This window comes from Cryobacterium sp. TMT2-14 (genome assembly GCF_004402465.1).
GTDB classification, from domain to species: Bacteria; Actinomycetota; Actinomycetes; order Actinomycetales; family Microbacteriaceae; genus Cryobacterium; species Cryobacterium sandaracinum.
This window is the reverse complement of sequence record NZ_SOFV01000001.1, coordinates 48,779-63,556: the sequence shown is the minus strand read 5'-3', so window position 1 is coordinate 63,556 and position 14,778 is coordinate 48,779. Positions and strand designations below refer to the sequence as shown.

Annotated in this window: 17 protein-coding genes; 9 read left to right on the top strand and 8 right to left on the bottom strand. The window is 64.8% G+C overall.

Features of this window, described 5'->3' with window-relative positions:
• Positions 1-97 precede the first annotated feature (97 nt).
• From dhaK to E3O28_RS00325, 5 genes are all read left to right on the top strand, one after another.
• Positions 98-1,099, top strand: coding sequence for a dihydroxyacetone kinase subunit DhaK (gene dhaK, locus E3O28_RS00345; RefSeq protein WP_104102051.1), 1,002 nt, complete (start codon positions 98-100; stop codon positions 1,097-1,099).
• A 19-nt stretch (positions 1,100-1,118) separates the two neighbouring features.
• A complete protein-coding gene (gene dhaL / locus E3O28_RS00340) occupies positions 1,119-1,757 on the top strand; it encodes a dihydroxyacetone kinase subunit DhaL (protein WP_104102053.1) in 639 nt (212 codons plus the stop codon).
• Position 1,758: 1 nt separating this feature from the next.
• Positions 1,759-2,445: a dihydroxyacetone kinase phosphoryl donor subunit DhaM gene (gene dhaM / locus E3O28_RS00335; RefSeq protein ID WP_104102056.1), complete on the top strand. Its 687-nt coding sequence runs from the start codon at positions 1,759-1,761 to the stop codon at positions 2,443-2,445.
• A 133-nt stretch (positions 2,446-2,578) separates the two neighbouring features.
• Entirely contained in the window at positions 2,579-2,791 is a 213-nt protein-coding gene (locus E3O28_RS00330) for a hypothetical protein (RefSeq protein ID WP_134342890.1), read from the top strand.
• 324 nt (positions 2,792-3,115) lie between these two features.
• On the top strand, positions 3,116-3,640 hold the full coding sequence (locus E3O28_RS00325; protein ID WP_166784685.1) for a DUF308 domain-containing protein: 525 nt from the start codon (positions 3,116-3,118) through the stop codon (positions 3,638-3,640).
• A gap of 58 nt (positions 3,641-3,698) precedes the next feature.
• Here the strand turns inward: E3O28_RS00325 and E3O28_RS00320 are convergent, their stop codons facing one another.
• A complete protein-coding gene (locus E3O28_RS00320) occupies positions 3,699-4,490 on the bottom strand; it encodes an SDR family oxidoreductase (protein ID WP_233191461.1) in 792 nt (263 codons plus the stop codon).
• Positions 4,491-4,606: 116 nt separating this feature from the next.
• On the opposite strand from E3O28_RS00320, the gene E3O28_RS00315 reads away from it, so the two are divergent.
• The 4 genes from E3O28_RS00315 (at position 4,607) to E3O28_RS00300 (ending at position 7,299) form a co-directional block, all read left to right on the top strand.
• On the top strand, positions 4,607-5,077 hold the full coding sequence (locus E3O28_RS00315; protein ID WP_174720217.1) for an NfeD family protein: 471 nt from the start codon (positions 4,607-4,609) through the stop codon (positions 5,075-5,077).
• Positions 5,077-6,093 carry an SPFH domain-containing protein gene (locus E3O28_RS00310; protein ID WP_134414990.1) on the top strand — a complete coding sequence of 339 codons (1,017 nt, stop codon included), beginning with the start codon at positions 5,077-5,079 and terminating at the stop codon, positions 6,091-6,093. The genes E3O28_RS00315 and E3O28_RS00310 overlap by 1 nt, the downstream gene beginning before the upstream one ends.
• A 6-nt stretch (positions 6,094-6,099) precedes the next feature.
• Complete coding sequence (locus E3O28_RS00305; protein ID WP_134342887.1) at positions 6,100-6,843, top strand: glycerophosphodiester phosphodiesterase family protein; 744 nt, start codon at positions 6,100-6,102, stop codon at positions 6,841-6,843.
• A 90-nt stretch (positions 6,844-6,933) separates the two neighbouring features.
• Positions 6,934-7,299, top strand: a complete 366-nt coding sequence (locus E3O28_RS00300; protein ID WP_104102069.1) for an RNA polymerase-binding protein RbpA — start codon at positions 6,934-6,936, stop codon at positions 7,297-7,299.
• 34 nt (positions 7,300-7,333) lie between these two features.
• Here E3O28_RS00300 and lnt read toward each other — a convergent pair whose 3' ends face one another.
• Genes lnt through E3O28_RS00265 form a run of 7 tightly spaced genes read right to left on the bottom strand, consistent with a single transcriptional unit; the run spans position 7,334 to position 14,766 of the window.
• On the bottom strand, positions 7,334-8,878 hold the full coding sequence (lnt, locus tag E3O28_RS00295; protein ID WP_241972946.1) for an apolipoprotein N-acyltransferase: 1,545 nt from the start codon (positions 8,876-8,878) through the stop codon (positions 7,334-7,336).
• Between the two features lie 9 nt (positions 8,879-8,887).
• Positions 8,888-11,341, bottom strand: a complete 2,454-nt coding sequence (locus tag E3O28_RS00290) for a DEAD/DEAH box helicase (RefSeq protein ID WP_134342886.1) — start codon at positions 11,339-11,341, stop codon at positions 8,888-8,890.
• A 9-nt stretch (positions 11,342-11,350) separates the two neighbouring features.
• Complete coding sequence (tatC, locus tag E3O28_RS00285) at positions 11,351-12,103, bottom strand: twin-arginine translocase subunit TatC (RefSeq protein WP_104102077.1); 753 nt, start codon at positions 12,101-12,103, stop codon at positions 11,351-11,353.
• A gap of 47 nt (positions 12,104-12,150) precedes the next feature.
• Positions 12,151-12,372: a twin-arginine translocase TatA/TatE family subunit gene (gene tatA, locus E3O28_RS00280; protein ID WP_134342885.1), complete on the bottom strand. Its 222-nt coding sequence runs from the start codon at positions 12,370-12,372 to the stop codon at positions 12,151-12,153.
• Positions 12,365-12,709 carry a hypothetical protein gene (locus E3O28_RS00275; protein ID WP_134414989.1) on the bottom strand — a complete coding sequence of 115 codons (345 nt, stop codon included), beginning with the start codon at positions 12,707-12,709 and terminating at the stop codon, positions 12,365-12,367. The genes tatA and E3O28_RS00275 overlap by 8 nt, the downstream gene beginning before the upstream one ends.
• Before the next feature lie 3 nt (positions 12,710-12,712).
• On the bottom strand, positions 12,713-13,708 hold the full coding sequence (locus tag E3O28_RS00270; RefSeq protein WP_134414988.1) for a WYL domain-containing protein: 996 nt from the start codon (positions 13,706-13,708) through the stop codon (positions 12,713-12,715).
• Entirely contained in the window at positions 13,705-14,766 is a 1,062-nt protein-coding gene (locus E3O28_RS00265) for a WYL domain-containing protein (protein ID WP_241972945.1), read from the bottom strand. The genes E3O28_RS00270 and E3O28_RS00265 overlap by 4 nt, the downstream gene beginning before the upstream one ends.
• Positions 14,767-14,778: the final 12 nt, after the last annotated feature.

Here is a 14,778-nt window from a genome sequence, read left to right as displayed (position 1 = left end):
GGCAGCGAGGGCAGCGCGTAGGTTGAGCCTAAAGTGCATAGCGCTCCACAACAGCCCGTCGACGGGCCGTCCAACCACCTCGATCGAAGGAAGAGACATGAAGAAACTCGTCAATGATCCCAAGAACGTCGTCGCTGAGGCCGTGGCCGGGTTCGGCGCGGCCCACGCCGATATCGTCCGGATTTCGACGGAACCGACCTACATCGTGCGCACGGAAGCTCCCGTTGCCGGGAAAGTGGGTCTGGTCAGCGGAGGAGGAAGCGGACACGAGCCACTTCACGGTGGGTTCGTCGGGTTCGGGATGCTGGACGCAGCCGTACCCGGGGCCGTTTTCACCTCACCGACACCCGACCCGATCCTCGCCGCGACGAAGGCGGTCGATGGGGGAGCGGGGGTGCTCCACATCGTCAAGAACTACACCGGGGACGTCTTGAATTTCGAGACCGCCGCCGACCTCGCCGCCGCGGACGGAATCGAGGTCCGCTCGGTGATCGTCAACGACGACGTCGCCGTGAAGGACTCGCTGTACACGGCCGGGCGACGTGGCGTGGCCGGAACGGTCCTGGTCGAGAAGATCGCTGGAGCGTCGGCTGAGCGCGGAGACGCCCTGGAGACTGTCGCCGCGATCGCAGAGAGGGTCATCTCCGGTGTGCGTTCGATGGGTGTGGCGCTGACGCCGTGCGTTGTTCCCCACGCCGGGGAAGGCAGCTTCACGCTCGCCGACGATGAGATAGAGATCGGGATCGGCATCCACGGCGAGCCGGGGCGCGCGCGGATCAAGCTGGAGCCGGCCGACGCCATCGTCGACCGGCTCCTCGGCCCTATCCTTGAGGACATCCCGTTCGTAGCCGGGGACGAGGTGCTGCTCTTCGTCAACGGAATGGGCGGCACACCGCAAATCGAGCTGTACATCGTGTTTCGACGGGCCGCCGAGGTGTTGGCCGAACAGGGGATCGAAGTATCCAGGACACTCGTCGGGAACTTTACGACGTCTCTCGAGATGCAGGGAACATCCATCACCGTGCTGAAACTCGATGACGAACTGACTGCCCTGTGGGATGCGCCGGTCCAGACGGCAGCGCTACGGTGGGGACGATAGGCCGGTAGAAGGAGATCCAATGAAGCTAGACGGCACGTGGGCGAAAGCCTGGATCAGGACCAGCGCGGCGGTAATGAATGAGCACCGTGTGGAATTGATTGATCTGGACCGTGAAATCGGCGATGGTGATCATGGCGAAAACATGGACCGCGGTTTCCAGGCGGTGCTGTTGAAACTCGATGACCTTTCGTCCGAGGCGAACCCCGGGGACGTCTTCAAACTCGTCGCAACCACGTTGATCTCAACCGTGGGCGGTGCGGCGGGTCCACTGTATGGAACAGCGTTCCTCAAGGCGGCCGTGGCCATCACCGGCTCGGCTGATCTTGACGGGGCCGCTCTAGTCGCATTCCTGGCGGCCGCGCGAGACGGCATCGTCCTGCGCGGCAAGGCGGAACCCGGAGACAAGACCATGGTCGATGCCTGGACTCCGGCGGTCGACGCCGCCGAAGCAGCCCGTGCCGACGGTGCGAACGACCTGGCGATTTTGATGGCGGCGGCAGCTGCCGCCGAGGCAGGGGCAGAGGCGACGGAACCCTGGGTTGCGCGCAAGGGACGGGCTAGCTACCTCGGCGAACGGGCCATCGGTCACCGCGACCCGGGAGCGCAGTCTTCGGCCCTGCTGTTGCGAGCAGCTGCCGACACCGCAGCGACCGCCTGAAATGACCGCCACAGAGGGGCTTGTCGGCCTCGTTTTCATCTCCCACAGCTCGAAGATCGCCGACGGTCTCCTCGATCTGGCAACTCAGATGGCACCCCAAACGAGGATGGTCCCGGCCGGTGGGACAGACGACGGGGGTATCGGCACGAGCTTCACGAAGGTGGTCAGCGGCATTGCACAGGCTGACGCCGGCGCCGGCGTCGTGCTCCTCTGCGACCTGGGCTCCGCGATCCTGACGGCCGAAACCGCGTTGGATTTCCTCGGAGACGCGGCGCGTGCCCGAGTACGAATCGTGGATGCGCCTCTGGTCGAGGGGGGTGTGGCTGCGGCCGCCGCCGCCGAGATTGGGGGAGACATCGAGTCTGTCGTGCGGGCCGCGCAATCCGCAGCCGGGGCCGTCTCCGCAGCTGGGGCGGAACCAGCGCTGCCGCCGGTGGTCACGCGAACCGTTACCCTGGTGAACAAGGATGGTCTGCATGCCCGACCGGCTGCTGACTTCGTGAAGCTCGCCAATACGTTCGAGGCACGAGTCACCGTGAACGGCAGGGATGCATCCAGTCTGCTCGCCGTGATGTCACTCGGACTCATCCGCGGCATGACCGCGAAGATCTCCTCCTCGGATGAGGCCGGAGCGGCAGCCGTAGCCGCTCTGGGAGACCTTCTGGAATCGGGCTTCGGAGAAGAATAGACGCAAAGCACACGCATCTGGTCGATTTTGAAACTCGGCGTAGTCTGAGCACATGGACAAAGACAGGGAACCGCCGGTGAGCAGTCCTACTCGCCACTCCGACCGAGTGGATCCGCGATTCGCGGATACGGACGTGCCGACTGATCTGAAGGAATGCCCGGTCTGTGGGCAGACCATGCGTGCACATTTGATCGAGCGCGGCGCCCATGACACTATCCTTACGTGCCCCGTGCCGCATCCGGGCGCGTGGGACCGGGACGCGTTCCTGCCCGTGAACGAATTCGGGATGGTCCTGCGCCCGCACGAACCGGAGAACACCGACAAGGAAATCGACCGCCCAGAATGAGTCCGGCGGCGGCGGTTCGGCTAACCGTCGCCAAATGTCTGCACAAGGGTCCTAATCCACCGCTGGACACATTCCGGCACGATGCATGACGCTTCGGAAGTGATCCTATGCCTCACCTGGTCAGGCGAAAGCATCGTCTGTGCTGACATAATGTGCATTATCGGTCAACCAGTGGAGAGGTCTGGACGTGTTGGCCGGACTCGACTACTTTGTGCGGCACGGCACGTTCCCAGAATCCGAGAGGCAGCTGAAATGCCCACTACCGTTACGGCCTTCGATCTGTCGTTGGATTAGAGAGCGCTCAGCACGTCAGAAATCACCGGTGTGCGCCTGGCCATCGCTGGCACCGGCCTGCTGGCCCTGGTCGTCGGCGTCCTGATCCTGTCCTGGCCGGACGCCACCGTCGGCTCCCTCAAGATCCTGTTCGGCCTGTACTTTTTGATCAGCGGCATTGTTCACGTAGGCCGAGGATTATTCACACAGGGTGCGTCCGGCGGTAGCCGGGTTGTGAACATCCTGCTCGGCGTGCTGCTGATCGTGGGCGATATCATGGCAATCAGAAACCCTTTGGACATCCTGGCAGTGCTCGGGATGCTCATCGGGATCTCCTGGATCGTGGAAGGCGTGGCCGGATTGGTCGAGACGGCTCGGGACTCCAGCAGGTGGTTCGGTGCGGTCTTCGGCGCCATCGCCGTCGTGACCGGCGTCGTGGTGCTCTTCTCCCCCGTCGAGTCGGTCACCATTCTGGTCACGATCGGCGGAGTGTTCCTCGTTCTGTCCGGGATCATCCAACTGGCGCAGGCCTTCATGTTCGGCCGGGGCCGGTCGGCGACACCCGATACGGCGTAGCCGCTCGGCGCGGCCGCACGGCATTCGCCAGGCCGCACTGCACGTGCTGCCCGCGACGTCAGTTTCGACTGGCGGCTTCGCCGACGTAGTCCGCGATGTCCCCGACGTACCTGGTGTTGTTCTCCGGCACGGCCTCGACGGCCGCCAACGCAACCTCGGCGCCGAATTCGCTGACGTTGTACAACCGGCCGGCGGCATCCTTACGCGCGGTCATGGTGCCCGGGCTGGCTCGCTCGAGCAGGACGGCGGTGACCGTGCCCTCAATGATGTCGCCGGAGACAACGACGAAACCGATGCCGGCCTCGGCGAACTCGGGGATGAGGGCGCGCAGTGCGTCCTCGCCGGCGCGCTTGCTCCGGGCGACCGGCTCGTATTCGGCCATGGTGGTCGTGGTCTCGACGAAGTGGGCCTGGTGGCTGGTGACGAACACCACGCGGGCACCCGGAGCGAGCAAGGGCCGTGCCGCGTGCAGCAGGTTGACCTGGGCGTCCCGGTTCAGCTGCATGGCGTAATCCTCGGCCATGCCGCTTTCCATGCCACCGGAGGCGTTCATGACGAGGATGTCGAGGCCGCCGAACTCCGCACGGATGGTTTCGAACATGGACTCGACGGATGCAGCATCCGTCAGATCTGCACCGACCGTGATTGCCGTGCCACCTGCGGCGCGGATCGCATCGGCGACCTTGATCGCCCGTGCCTCCTTGTTACGGAAGTTGATCGCGACGCTGGCGCCCGCCTCGGCGAGGAGGCCGACGGTGGCCGCTCCGACACCACGGGACGACCCCGTGACCAGGGCGCGTTTGCCGATGAGAGAGCCGGCGTCGAGGGGATTTTTGGGTGCAGTAGTCACAACGCCCAACCCTACCAACATGAGCGGCGGGACTCAGCCTCGGCCAGTCTCGACTCCGGCCAACGAGCAGGTGATAGCTTCGATAGGGAAACGTCACGTGAGAGGCTCCAAAATTGATGGCTGATCTGACCGACTACTTGTGGATCGTGTGGCTCGTCTTCATCCTCGTCTGCGTGATCATCGAGCTGCTGTCGCTCGAGTTCACCTTTCTGATGATTGCTGTCGGAAGCCTGGCCGGCCTGGGGGCGAACCTGCTGGGAGCCGTGTGGTGGCTCCAGATCGTCACGGCCGCCGTGGTATCCGTGCTCCTCATCCTGCTCATACGCCCGGTTCTCCTGCGGCTGATGAGGAAGGGTGCCGATCACACACCGAGCAATGTCGCCGCACTGCTCGGCATGACCGCACAAGTACTGTCCACCGTTCGCCCCTCGGGTGGAATGGTCAAACTGGCCAACGGCGAAACCTGGACAGCCCGCCTCTCCCCCGACACCGACACGCAATCCGCCGAACCCGGTGAGATTGTTCGCGTGACCGCGATCGAAGGCTCCACCGCCGTCGTTCATCCCTCGGAAAGGAACATCACATAGTGCTCTCCACCGGTGAATTCATTGGGCAAATCTTCATTGCCGCCCTCCTCTTGGTACTCGGGGTGTTCGTCGTCGTCGTTCTAGTCCGGGCCATCAAGATCATCCCGCAGGCCAACGCCGGCGTCGTCGAGCGTCTGGGCAAGTATCACAAGACGCTCGAGCCGGGCCTGAACATCCTGGTTCCCTTCATCGACCGGGTGCGACCCTTGCTGGACATGCGCGAACAGGTCGTTTCCTTCCCCCCGCAGCCGGTGATCACGGAGGACAATCTCGTGGTGTCCATTGACACCGTGGTCTATTTTCAGGTCACGGATGCACGTGCCGCCACCTACGAAATCGCGAATTACCTGGGCGCGGTCGAGCAGCTCACGACGACGACCCTGCGCAATGTGGTCGGTGGCCTCAACCTTGAAGAGGCGCTGACCAGCCGCGACAATATCAACGGGCAACTACGGATCGTGCTGGACGAGGCGACCGGCAAGTGGGGTATCCGAGTCGGACGGGTGGAGCTGAAGGCGATCGACCCGCCCCTGTCCATCCAGGATTCGATGGAGAAGCAGATGCGCGCCGAGCGTGACCGCCGCGCGGTCATCCTGACCGCCGAGGGCACGAAGCAGTCGGCGATTCTGACGGCCGAGGGAGCTCGGCAGGCCGCCATCCTGTCGGCGGAGGGTGACGCGAAGGCAGCCGTTCTGCGCGCCCAGGGTGAGGCGGAGGCCATCACCACGGTATTCAGGGCGATCCACGACGGTGACCCGGATCCGAAGCTCCTGGCCTATCAGTACCTTCTGACCCTCCCCAAGCTCGCGGAGGGCAGTGCGAACAAGTTGTGGATCGTGCCCAGCGAACTCACCGCCGCGATGAACGGCATCGGGGCGGCGTTCGGCCATGCCGTCGGCGGCTCGGCCGCCCCCGCGCAGACCGCGCAGACCGCGCAGACCGCGCAGACCGGGCAGACCGGGCAGGCCGGGCCGGCCGGGCCGGCCGGCCGGCCCCCCGCCGTCCCGGAGGCGTAGGCGGCGATGTACCTCGAGGGGGTCGGGCCGCGCGTTTTCGCCCATCGCGGCCTCTCCCTTGATGCACCGGAGAACACCCTGCTGGCGTTCCGGCACGCGCTCGCGGTCGGCGCGACCCACATCGAGACGGATGTCCACGCCACGGACGACGGAATCGCCGTGCTCAGCCACGACGCTGAACACGACGTGGCCGGAACCCGCATTCGCCTCGATCAGCTCACCATGGGCGAGCTGCGCCGGGTCGGACTCGGTCAGGGGCAATCCTTCGCGTCCCTTCGCGAGGGACTTGACGTCTTCCCGGAGGCCCGGTTCAACATCGACGTCAAATCATTGGCCGCCGTCGAGGCCACGGCCGCGGCGGTCCGGGACGCCGGCGCCATCGACCGGGTGCTGATCACCTCTTTCTCCGAGAACCGCCGTCGCCGCACGGCTGCGCTGCTCCCCGGGGTGGCCACATCGGCATCCGCGTCGGTCTTGATGCGCGCCGTTTTGGCCGCCGAACTGGGCCTTGCCGCTCCGGTTCGGCACTCCCTGAGGAGCTTTGCCGCCGTGCAGGTGCCGGAGTCGGTTCGTTTCCTTCGCATCCTCACTCCCCGCTTCATTCGCGGCATGCACGCGGCCGAGGTGGAGGTGCATGTCTGGACCATCAACGATGCGGAGTCCATGATCCGGCTCCTGGACCTCGGTGTCGACGGGATCGTCACCGACCGGTGCGACCTGGCCGTGGCGATCATCGCGGCGCGAGCCTGAGAGTTCGCTCCGAGAAGTCACATAACGGAAAGATAACGTCCAGCTTGATGGTTTATACCTAGAAGCTGTATCGCGAGAGGAGACCATACGATGGCGGATCGCAGTTTGCGTGGCATGAGGTTAGGCGCACAAAGCCTTCAGAGCGAAGAGGGCGTAACCTTTTCACCACGAGTTAGTCACACGTATCTGTGTGCGACGTGCGCACGGGAGACGGTCATGATCTTCTCGGCAGAGGCGGAAGCTCCTGACGAATGGGAATGTCGCTTCTGTTCACAGACAGCAACCCGGTTGGTTGACTCCAAACCGGTGATAGTTGACCATTCCGACGAGAAAGTACCGCGTACGCATTGGGACATGCTCCTGGAGCGACGCACCCGGGCCGAGCTCGAGGAACTCCTTGAGGAACGGCTGACGTTCCTGCGGGAGCGTCGCGGACAGCAGAAGATCGGCGCCTGATCGGTTCTTTTTCGTGCCGCTGAACTGATCAGGATCACATGCCACGCGCCCGATTCCGTCGGGCGCGTAGCGCGTTACGAGAGCACAGTACAAACCCGGCAAGGCCGAGGCCGCACACCAGCCACTCGATTACCCGTCCCGCAGCCATCGCGGGGGTGACCGTGTCGCTCAGGGGAACTGACTGCACCATCGCTCCGGGCAGCCAGGTCGGCAGACTGTCGAGCGTGGCACCATCCGGCGTGATGATGGCGCTGGTGCCCACGGTGGAGATATTCACGACCGTGCGCCCGGCTTCGATGGCTCGGAGTCGCGCGATGGCCAACTGCTGCACGCTCTCGTCGGTGCGGCCGAAGTCGGCGTTGTTCGTCTGGGCAAGGATGATCTCGGCTTTGTCGTCGACCATTTCCTGAACGAGCTGGTCGTCGGCGATATCGAAGCAGATGGCGAGTCCCGCCACGATCCCGTTGATGTCGAAAACGTTGTCCCGGGTGCCGATGGCGTAGTCGCGCGCGACCAGGTCGATCAGCTCGGGAGCAAATGGCCGCCAGAACGCACGGTCCGGCATGTACTCCGCGAAGGGCACCGGATGCACCTTGTCGTAGATGTCGACGGCGCCCTCCCCCTCCTGCCACAGCAGAGAGCTGTTGTAGATCTTGTTGTTCCGCTGCGTTATCGCTCCCGCGATGATCGGGACGCCCATCCGGCGGCTGAGGAAGTCCAGGTTCTTGGCGGCATCCGTTGAACGAAGGGGGTCGATGTCGCTGGCGTTCTCCGGCCACACGACGAAGTCGACCTCCTCGTCGATGACGGCCAAGGTCGCCGAAGTGTGATCCGCCAGGATCTGCCCCGGTGAGTAGCGCGCGAACAGACCGGCATCCGATGCACCCTGGATGGCAGCCAGACGCACCTCCCCCGTCTGTACCGTCGGCCAGGCCGGTACGACCAATACGACCGCGATCGTCCCTGCGGCGATGCCTGAGCGCACGGTGAGTCGCACCGGGGTTTCGCGGAGCAACTGCAGAGCCAGGGCGCAAAGCCAGACCAGGACGAAGCTGAGCCCCGACATGCCGACCCAGGCCACCAGTGAATTGAACGGGCTCTCGGACTGGGAGATGGCCACCCTGCCCCAAGCGAATCCGCCATACGGCCATACCGAGGCGAGTGCTTCCCGCGCCGTCCACAGCCCAGCCACGACCACCGGCACTACGCCGAGGCGGCCCAGGCTGGTCGGCCACACCCGCGGCCCCGTTTCGAGCACGACACCGATCAGCGCCAGGCTGATACAGAAGAATATGGTTTGCAAGCCGGCCAGTGCCAGCCAGGGCACAGGTCCGAGATAGAGCGTCAGCCAGCTGATGTGGATCAACCAGAACGCTGATCCGGCCACCAACCCGATGAGCAGGCCGGACCAGAAACCACGCCCCAGTAAGGCGAAGAGCATCAGGAAGACTCCGACCAGGGCCAGAATCCACCACGACCGATCGGGAAACCCGGCGTCCAAGATCGCGCCGGCCGCCGCGGCGAGCAGCATAGCGGCCGGCAACGGGAGGGCCAATGGCCGAAGGGTCCCCGAGATCACGTCATCAGCCTAGGCGACTGACGAGTAGGCCACGATCCCACGGCGGATCGCATCCATGGCCTTGCGAGCGGTGCGGCCGACGGGGTCGTCGGCCACGACCGAGAGCTGATCCAGAAGGTCGATGGTCTGCTTCGTCCAGCGCACGAAGTCGCCCGCCGCCATCTCGGCCTCATCCAGGACGTCGATGAGCGAACCGGCTCGCGCCCACTTCCATATCGCCAGGCTGAGTCCCACCGCGAGGGGGTTGCTGCCGGGAAGCTTGTGATCGCGTTCGAGATCATCGAGGCGGCTCCACAACTCCTGGGTCTCGTGCAGGGCCTCGCGGAAGGCGCCCTTGGGCAGGTAGCGTTCGTCGATCAAACCCTCTTCGCGGCGGGGTTCGAAAACGAGAGCGCAGGCCATGGCGGCGAGACCCGCTGGGTCGAGGTCGTTCCACAGGCCCCGGCGCAGCGATTCCGCTACCAGGAGGTCACGGTCCGCGTAGATGCGCCGCAGGATCAGGCCGCTCGGGCTGAGCGTGGCCGTGCCGTCGGGGTTCTCGAGGAGATAGCCGTAGCCCATGAGAACTTCGGTCACCCGGTCGAAGACGCGTGCGACGGCGCCGGTGCGTGTCGTAATCTGCTGGGTGAGGGTATCCGTGTCTCGCCTCAGCGTCCACCAGCGCTGTGCCCACCGTGCGTGCTGCTCGCGCTCAGGGCAGCTATGGCACGGATGCTCGCGCATGCGCTTACGCAGGCTGCCGAGTTCGCGCTGGCGGCGCTCGCGCGCCGCACGGGCGCCGGTCTCCCCCGCCGCATTTTGGCGCTCGACGTCGGTGAGATTGCGACGGATGGCGGAGTATTCGGTGAAGTCGCCCAGGTGGCAGACCATGGATTGTGCGAACCCGGTCAGTGACTCTTCCTGTTGGCGCACTCTGCGTGCCAGGTCGACGACCGCCCGATCGGCCTGGAACTGGGCAAACGAGGACTCGAGGACCTCACGCGTGCGTTCCCGACCGAACTGGTCGATCAGGTTGACGGCCATGTTGTAGGTCGGCTTAAAGCTGGAATTGAGCGGGTAGGTGCGTCGAGACGCGAGTGACGCCACCGTCTGAGGGTCGAGTCCGGAAGCCCACTGGATCACCGAGTGGCCCTCGATGTCAATGCCGCGCCGCCCGGCCCGACCGGTCAGCTGGGTGTACTCCCCCGGGGTGACCGGCACTCTCGCCTCGCCGTTGAACTTCTCGAGCTTGTCGAGCACCACCGTACGGGCCGGCATGTTGATGCCGAGCGCCAGGGTTTCCGTGGCGAAGACGGCCTTTAGGAGCTTCTTCTGAAACAGCTCCTCGACGACCTCCTTGAACGCCGGAAGCAGCCCGGCGTGGTGGGCGGCGACACCCCGCTCGAGGCCGTCGAGCCACTCGAAGTAGCCGAGCACGCCGAGGTCTTCGTCGAGCAGCGTACGGCAGCGCTCGTCGACGATCTGCCGGATCTCCTCGCGCTCCTGAGCGTCGGTCAAGCGCACGCCGGCCCGCAGTACCTGGCGGACCGCCTGGTCGCAGCCGACTCGGCTGAAGATGAAGAAGATCGCCGGGAGCAGGTGTTTGCCCTCGAGCAGCCGCACGATGTCGGAGCGGTCCATCCGCCCCGGTTCGAAACCGCCACGCGGCTGGGTCCCCCGGCCGCGGTCGCGGTCGCCGCCCCGGCGTCCGTTCGCCGAGCGGACGCCGGGTGCGCGCCCGCCCGACTGGGCCAGCCGCACCAGCTCCGGGTTCACCCGGTGGGTCCCGGCCAGGCCGGCTGCGTCAAAGAGGTCGATCATTTTGCTCTTGACCAGCACATGTTGTTCGAGCGGAACCGGCCGCTCTTCGGAGACGATGACATCCGTTTCGCCGCGGACGGCCTGCAGCCAGTCGCCGAATTCTTCGGCGTTTGAGACCGTGGCGCTGAGCGAGACCAGACGTACGTCCTGGGGCAGATGGATGATGACCTCTTCCCAGACGGCACCGCGGAACCGGTCGGCCAGGAAGTGGACCTCGTCCAACACGACGAAGGCAAGGTTTGTGAGGAGGTCCGAATCGGCGTAGAGCATGTTGCGCAGCACTTCGGTCGTCATGACCACGATGCGGGCCTGCGGGTTCACGTTCGTGTCGCCGGTGAGCAGGCCCACGGCATCCGCCCCGTATTCTGCGACGAGTTCCTGAAACTTTTGATTGCTCAGCGCCTTCATCGGGGCGGTGTAGAAGACCTTCTTCCGTGAGCTCTGCATTGCCAGATAGATCGCGAACTCGGCGATCAGGGTTTTGCCGGCACCCGTGGGCGCGGCCACAAGCACGCTGTTACCGTCCTCGAGAGACGCGCAAGCGGCCAGCTGGAAGGGATCCAGTCCGAAGCGGAGCCCGGTGCGGAATGACTCCAGGCGGGGCCGGCCGGCGCGGGCTCGGGAGGCGGCATAGCGTTCCGCGGGCGATTCAAGGTTGGTCATCGGATGCGCTCAGAGCGCCAACTCCTGTTCGAGGGAACGGGCGCGGCGGGCGGCACGTCGATCGTGGAGGAACGCGATTCCATAGGCGGCGAAGTAAAGCAGGACCATAGGGATGGCAAGAAGGAACATCGAGATCACGTCGGCAGCGGGGGTGGCGATCGCGGTAAACAGCGTGATCAACAGCACTGCGATCCGCCAGGATTTGATGATCGACTGAGCACTGATCACTCCGGCCAGGTTGAGCAGAACGATGAAGACGGGGAGCACGAATGCCACACCGATCGCGATCATGAGCTTCAACACGAAATCGAGGTAACTTTGCGCGACGATGAGAGCGGCGTCTTCCTTGGGTGCGAAACTCGTCATCAGTCCGACGATGTTCGGCAGAACGAACCATCCCGCAGCGCAGCCCGCCAGGAACAGCGGAATGGCGGTGAAGAGGAAGCCGAAGGTGTACTGCTTTTCGATGCGGGTGAGGCCGGGAACCAGGAACGCGAAGATCTGGAAGAGCCAGACCGGGCTGGACACGACGAGCCCCACGTAGAAGGCGATCTTCAACTTCAGGTCAAAGGCACTAGTGATGTCTGGGTAGTTCAGCTGAGCCGTGCGGTCCTGCGCCTCGATGATGGCGTAGATCGGCTCGCGCAGGGCGTCCCACACGAAATCGGACAGGAACCAGCCGACGATCGCACCAACCAGTATTCCTGCCGCAGCGAGGAAGAGACGCTTGCGCAGCTCTAGCAGATGTTGGCCCAGCGACATTTTTCCATCAGTGGCCGTGCGCCGAGGGATTCGCCCCGCCACGGGACTTACGATTTCGTCGTCGGGTCGGCTGTGCCGGCGGCCTTCGAAGAGTCCTCAGCGCTGCCGGTGGTTTCGGCGTCTTCTTTATCGCTCTTGATCTCGTTCTTGAAAATCTTCATGGACTGCCCGAGGCTGCGGGCGAGGCCGGGAAGCTTGGGCGCACCGAACAGAAGCAGAACGATGACGAGGATGATCAGGAAGTGCCATCCGGTCAGGTTGTTAAGCATCAGTATCTGTCCTCTGGGTCAATGGTTGAGTTATAAACAGTTTACCTCTGGCGATCGAGGAATCCCGCCGCCGCTGTCGACGTTGCGCCCGGTCACGCTGAAACAGTTCGAGAGCGCGGTAGAGGTCGGCGGGCTTTGTGAAGACGGCCGGTTGGAACCGGTCCGACGGCGGCATCTCCTGCCCCCGGGTGACGTCAGCGACAAGATCGCCGAGTTCTTGAAGGGCCTCCAGTGTGGCCATGACCTTCTTGAACAGGGCGAATCCGAACCAGGCCAGCATCGCGAGCAGGCCGAGCACCAGGCCGATCCAGATCAGTGCCCACGACCACCACGGCATCATCTACTCCCCCGCGTCTGTCGGTTCGGACTCGTCGTAGCGGGCCACGCCGGCGGCCGCCCACTCGCGCACGACCGCGCGCGCCTCGGCCGGGTCAACCACTTCCACGACTCCGGCGAGGCCGGTGACGAGGCGTTTGAGGCCGTGATAGTGAGCCACTTTGAGTGTCCTCCGCACGCGGTCCCCGTGTGCGCCGGGGGCGCCGTATGGTGCGTAGTCTGCGAGCAGCGGAACGGCAGACGTCGGGAGTTCAACCGTCACATCCTGGTCGGACGCGGAGCCCTCGAAGAGGGTCTCGGTCGGCACAGCATCGGCGGACCGGGGGCTGGTCGGCACGTCGGTCACGTGCAGATCGCTCATTCGGTCGAGGCGAAAGGTGCGGGCCGCTTCGCGGAGGTGGCACCAGCCGCGCAGGTACCAGTCCCGGTCCACAGACTGGATGCGCCACGGGTCGACCCGGCGCAGTTCATTCTCGCCGCGGGCATTCAGGTAGTCGAACTCGATCTGTACTCCGCCGCGGACCGCGGCTTGCACGACCGAAATACTGCTGCGGGCATCCGTGCCGGAGACGGCAACTTGGCTGGGAGCCGCTGAGGCGCTGCGGGTGAGTTTCGCCATCAGCGACGCGATCGCGTCGACGTCGGCATTCTCCGGTAGCGACGACAGGTATTGAAGGCCGGCGATCAGCGCGGCGGCTTCCCGGGCGGAGAAGCGCGGCGAGTCGTCGATGGCCACGAGGTGGGTGAGCACGATGAGGTCGTTCGTTTCGAACTCGTCCCAATGGATATCGAACAGGTCGCCGTGCAGGTACTGGCGGGTTTCCCCGGGGATGCCGGAAACCGCGATGAGATTGACCGCGTCCCGCACCCGGTCAGGCGACACCCCGAAGTGCGCGGCGACGTCGGTCACGCTGATGCGGTCATGGTCCATCAGGAAGGGAACCAGCGCCAGGAGGAAGGTCAGCTTGTCGGATGCTCCGAGTGCCGGACCGCCGTTCATTCGTCGGCCGCCGTCGTGGTATCCGGGTGCACATTCAGATCGAAATCGGTGTGGGCATCCCGCACGGTGATCAGGCGGGACCGGACCGCCGTGCGCAGGGCCGCGGGCGAGTGCACCAGAACCTCCGGGCCGTAGCCGGCGAGCTCGTCGGCGAACACGTTGAGATCGGTGAAGTTCAGGTGGAGAGCGGATGCGTCCGCGTTCGTTCGAATCTCTCCCGGGGCGACTCGTTTCGACAGTCTCACCGCGGCATCGCTGCCCGGCCGGGCGGCGATCACGGCGATGTTGGCGGTCCACAGCGCCTCGAGCTCGCTGAGCGCTTCCTGCCCCTGACCGTCACCGTGCGCCACGAACGAGGCTCCGGGGACCGTCACCACCGGGCCCACGATCCGGGAGAGCAGGTACGTGCGGGTTGCCGCAGCATCCTGGTCGGTGCCGAACAGGTGCCATCGTCCGTCGTGCAACACCATGGCGCGGGGCTCGACCTGACGGCGGCGCGCCGCCGCCTCGCCGGGCTTCAGATAGAGGAATGCCACAACCTGACCGCGATCCATTGCCTTGCTGAGCGGTTCGAAGGACGCCTCCCGCACGCGCAGGGACGGCGAGTAACCGAGCACGGGATCGCTCGAGTCGATGCCCAGCGCATGCAGTTTAGTCATCGCACGCCTGGACTCCGCAGACAGGGAGCCCTCCCGCCAGACCGTCGCGGCAAGCTTCAGCAGCATGAGCTCGTCCGGACTGAAAGTCACGTCCGCCGGAAGCTCGTAGAGTCCCTTGGGGATGCGGTAGCGCAAATGGTGGTTGCTCCCGGGATCGTCCGGCGGCTCAACCACCTCGAGCGGAATGCCCAGTTCGCGGATGTCGTCTTTGTCTCGTTCGAACTGCCGCTCCAGGCTCGCGTTGTCTCCGCCGGGGAGATAGCGCTGGCGGTACCCCTGCACGGTGGACAGAATATCGGCCTTGGTCAACCCGACTTCCGTTGCGATAAGCGCAAGTACCAGGCTGAACAGGCGTTCTTCTACCGAAACACGGCTGTTCTTTTCAATGGTGGACGGCACGCTGCGAGTCTA